This is a genomic window from Azospirillum sp. B506 (assembly GCF_000333595.1).
In the GTDB taxonomy this organism is placed as follows: Bacteria; Pseudomonadota; Alphaproteobacteria; order Azospirillales; family Azospirillaceae; genus Azospirillum.
Genome location: NZ_BADK01000643.1, coordinates 1 through 4899, shown reverse-complemented (window position 1 = coordinate 4899; position 4899 = coordinate 1). Strand labels below are relative to the sequence as shown.

The window sequence follows — 4899 nt, the reverse complement described above, 5'->3', positions numbered from 1 at the left end:
GACCCCCGGCCAGTCGGCCAGCCGGGCATGGGCCTCGGCCAGCGACAGTTCGACCAGGGCCATCGCCCCCTGGCCGCGCAGCCGGTCGAGCAGGCGGGAGCGTCGGCAGATCACCCGCACCGCCGCCGCCAGCGACAGCGCGCCGGCGACATGGGCGGCTGCCGTTTCGCCCATGGAATGGCCGACCACGGCGGCGGGCACGATGCCCCAGGAGCGCCAGAGGGCGGCCAGGGCGACCTGCAGGGCGAACAGCACCGGCTGGACCACGGCGGTTTCGCCCAGGCGGGAGTCCGCCTCGGCGGCTTGCAGTTCGGCGATCACCGACCAGCCGGTCTCGGCGAGGATTGCCGCATCGCAGGTTTCCAGGGCGGTGCGGAAGACCGGTTCGCGGGCCAGCAGGTCGCGGCCCATGCCGAGCCATTGCGACCCCTGGCCGGGGAAGATGAAGACGATGCCGGGGGCGCCGGGGGAGAGGGCGGGGGTGGCCGGCGGCGGTGCGGTGCGTTCGTCGGCGGTGCCGGCGGCGAGGCTGGTCAAGGCCTGGGCCAGGCCGGCCCGGTCGTCGGCGAGCACGGCGGCGCGCACGGGATGGTGGCTGCGCCGGCAGGCGGCGGTGAAGCAGGCATCGGCCAGCGCCGGGGCGGCCGGGCCGGTGAGGTGCTGGGCCAGAGCGCCGGCCAGGGCACGCAGGGCCGGTTCGCTGCGCGCCGACAGGACCAGCAGGCGGGGGGCCGCGGCCTCGGGCATCGGTTCGCTGGCGGTGCTTTCCGGCGCCTCTTCGACGATGACATGGGCGTTGGTGCCGCTGAAGCCGAAGGCGCTGATCCCGGCGACGCGCCGGCTGGTGCCAGGCCAGGGTTGGGTGGCGGTGGGGATATGGCAGCGTGAGCCTGCCAGCGATGTCTGGGGATTCAGCGACTGGAAATGCAGATTGGCGGGCAGGGTGCCATGACGCATTGCCAGCATCACCTTGATCAAGCCGGCGATGCCGGCCGCCGCTTCCAGATGCCCCAGGTTGGATTTGACCGCACAGAGGGCGCAGGGCGGTGTGCCGGGCCGGTCATAGACCGATTTCAGCGCTTCCAGCTCGATCGCATCGCCGAGCGGCGTGCCCGAACCATGGGTTTCCACCAGCGTCACCCGCGCCGGATCGATGCGCGCCGTGGCCAGGGCATGGCGGATCACCGCCTCCTGGGCGCGGCCGTTCGGGGCGGTCAGGCCGACGGACCGGCCATCGTGATTGATCGCGGAGCCGCTGATCACTGCCAATATGCGGTCGCCATCCCGTGTGGCATCGGCCAGCCGTTTCAGCACGATCACCCCACAGCCCTCGCTGCGAACGAAGCCATTGGCGCGGGCATCGAAACTGCGGCAGCGTCCGTCGCTCGACAGCGCATAGGTCTTCGAGATGACAGCGGAGGTTTCCGGGCTGACGATCAGATTGACGCCGCCGGCCAATACCGCATCGCATTCCTGCCGGGCGAGGGCTGCACAGGCCATATGGACCGCGACCAGCGATGACGAACAGGCGGTTTCCACCGGCACGACCGGGCCATGCAGGTCGAGGAAATAGGCCAGCCGTGCCCCGGCAAAACTGCTGCCATTGCCGAGCGCGGTGTACATGTCCGGTTCGGCAAGCTGACGGTGATAGTAATCATGACCCATGATGCCGAGGAAAACGCCGGTCCGGCTGCCGCGCAGCCGGTCGGCCGGAATCCCGGCATCTTCAAGTGCTTCCCACGCTACCTCCAGGAACAGGCGGTGCTGTGGATCGGTGCGCGCCGCCTCGCGCGGGGTCATGTCGAAGAAGGCTGCGTCGAAACGGTCGATCCCGTCCAGGAAGCCGCCCCAGCGCGAATTCATCTTTCCCGGTGCCGCCGGGTCCGGATCGAAATGGGCGTCGATATCCCAGCGGTCGGGCGGGATTTCGCGCACCGCATCCCCCTTGCCCGTCAGCAGCCGCCAGAAGGCGTCCGGGGAATCGGCCTGTCCGGGAAAGCGGCAGGACATGCCGACCACGGCGACCGGCTCCGCCGTACCGTGTCGACGCAGTTCCTCGTTCTCGGCGCGCAGGCGGCGCAGTTCGATCAAGGCATCCTTGAGCGCGGCCTTGGTATCGGGGGGCGGTGTGGCGCTCATGCTGGTGGGTTTCCCTTATTCCTGCGGGGCGGCGTCGAGTTCGGCACGCAGCAGCGCGGCAAGCTCCGCCTCGTCAAGATCGTCAAGCTGCTCGTCGGCCGGGTCAGCGGCCGGGTCAGTGACGGCCTGGTTGGAGATGGCCTGGTGGGAGATGGCCGGGTCGGTTGCGGCGGGTGTGGCATCATCTCCGGCGATCATCGTTGCCAGCGCCTCGCTCAAGGCCGCCAATGTCGGGTGGAACCAGATGAAGCCGGCAGGCATGCGCACACCCAGCGTGGCTTCGATCCGGTTGCGGATCTCCAGCCCCATCAGGGAGTCCAGCCCCAGCTCGCCGAACGAGGCATGTTCGGGCAGGGTGCGCGGATCACGCCGCATGGCGGTGCCCAGGATCGTCCGTACCCGGTCCGCCACCAACTGGCGCCGCTGGTCCGGTGCGGCGGTGCGCAGATCGGCAGGTACCACGGGCGGGGCGGCCGGCCCGGCGGGTTCCACCAGATCGAGCAGCGGCAAATCCGCGACCGAGGGATAGAATTCCCGCCAGCGCCGGAGATCGAGCCGCAGAACGCCGACCTGTGCCAATCCACAGCGCAGCGCGGTATTCAGCGCCGCCATTCCCTGGTCCGGCGTGACGGCGGCAAAGCCGCGCGCGGCCAGCCGGCTGCCCCGGTCGTCGCGGCTGGCGGCCAGCCCGACCTCGGTCCAGGGCGGCCATTGCACGCTGAGCGCCGGCAGCCCCGCCCCCTGCCGATAAGCCGCCAGTGCATCCAGGAAGGCATTGCCGGCGGCGTAATTGGCCTGACCCGGACTACCCAGCAGCCCGGTGATCGAGGAATAGAGGATGAAGAACTGGAGATCCGCTCCGGCGGTGAGCCGGTGCAGGTTCCAGCCGCCGAGAATTTTGGCGGCCAGCGCCTCCGCGAAACGCGGCCAGTCCAGATTGGCCAGCACCCCATCGGCCAGCATGCCGGCCGCATGCACCACGCCGCGCAGGCGGTGGGTGCCGGAATCAAGCGCCGCCAGCACCCCGGCAAGCTCGGTGGCATCGGCGACATCGGCCTGACAGGTCATGATGGCGGTACCACCGGCCCTGATCTCCTCGATCACGGCCAGGGCCTCCGGCCCCGGTGGCCGGCGGCCGACCAGGACGATGGTGCCGGCCCCGCCGGCGGCCAGCCAGCGGGCAACCGCCAGCCCCAGCCCGCCCAGCCCGCCGGTGATGAGATAGGCGCCGTTCGGATCGAGCCGGACAGGCGTGCCGCGCAGGGCCGTCGGCGGCACCGGCGTCAGCCGGGCAACCAGCCGCCGGCCGCCGCGCAGCGCAAGCTGGTTCTCGCGGCCGGGCCGGCGCAGCATGGCAGCCAGATCGGCCAACGGCTTGGCCGCGGAGGGATCGAGATCGACCAGCGTGCAGTTGGCATCCGGATGCTCGTGCATCAGCGAGCGGCCCAGCCCCCAGAGCGGCGCCTGGGCCACGCCGGGAACCTTTTCACCGGCGGCCACCGCTTGTGCCCCGCAGGTCACCAGCCATAGCCGCGGCAGGTCGCGCCATGTCCCGCGCAGCAGGGCGCGCAGCAGATCGGCGACGGCGCCGCAGGACAGGTGCTGGGCTTCCAGCGATCCGGCGGCATCGGGGGCGAGATCGAGGGCCGATAGCACGACGATGCCGCGGCAGGACCGGCGGCCGGCGGCCAGATCGGCAACCAGTGCCGCCGCACTGTCGAACAGGATACAAGGCTCGCCAGCTGCGCGGAGGATATCCGCCAGCGCCGGCCCGCTGCCGCCGGCCAGGATCAGCCATGGCGCATCCTGCGCGGCGGCGGCCGGCATTCCGGCTGCCCTGTCATCCTCCGGCCGCCAGTCGACGCGCATCATCCAGTCCGCCATGTCGGCGCGCTGTGGCAGGAAACTGCTGCGTGCGACGCGGCGCATGACCAGTCCTTCGGCCCGCGCCACCAGCCGGCCATTGGCATCCAGCAGGTCCAGATCGCCCTGCACCTGCCGCCCATCATCCGTAATGGCGGTCAGGCCGGCACGGACCCATTGCACCGCCGAGAGGTCTGGACCGGCCAGGGCGAAACGGCCGAGTTCGGCGATCGCGCCGGCCTCATCCGGGCCGTGATCGGGGGTGCGGGCGGCGAACAGGGCCGCCATTACCTGGAAGGCGGCATCGAGCAGCGCCGGATGTGCGGCATAGCCCGGCTCCAGCCCCCCGGCATCCAGTTGGCCCACCGCCTCCCGCTCGCCCAGACGCAATGTGACAAGGCGTCGGAATGCCGGCCCGTCTTCGACCCCCATCCGGTCGAGCGCATTGTAATGTGCCGTCGCCGGCACTTGGTTCGGGCATCGGGCAGTGACGGCGGCGAGATCGACGGTCGCCGGCATCGGCCCGGCCGGGACGATGTCCAGGCCGGCCAGCTCTGTCCAGGGGGCATCCGCGGCCTCCTCCGGCCCGCCCGGCCGGCCGAAGATGCGGATACTGCGCCCGCCGTCGGCGACCACCTGCACCGCCGCCCCGTCTTCCTCGTCCAGGAACAGCGGGGCCTCGAACCGCAGGTCGGCCAGCGCCAACGGGCCGGGGCCGGCGATCTGGCGGGCTGCAGCCAATGCCATTTCGACATAGGCCGCGGCTGGCACCAGTGCCATGCCGCCGACCCGGTGGTCGCGCAGGTAAGCCAGATCATCCAGCCGCAGTTCGGCTGCCCAGGCACGGATTGCGGGATTTGGCGGCCACGGCACCGCCACCCCCAGCAGCGGATGCCC

Annotated in this window: 2 protein-coding genes; both read right to left on the bottom strand. The window is 71.1% G+C overall.

Annotation, left to right across the window (positions count from 1 at the left end; translation table 11 throughout):
* The coding region (locus I71_RS19055; protein WP_042696540.1) for a type I polyketide synthase at positions 1-2139 on the bottom strand (2139 nt) is incomplete at its 3' end.
* A gap of 15 nt (positions 2140-2154) precedes the next feature.
* On the bottom strand, positions 2155-4899 hold a 2745-nt coding region (locus I71_RS19050), incomplete at its 5' end, for a type I polyketide synthase (protein ID WP_042696538.1).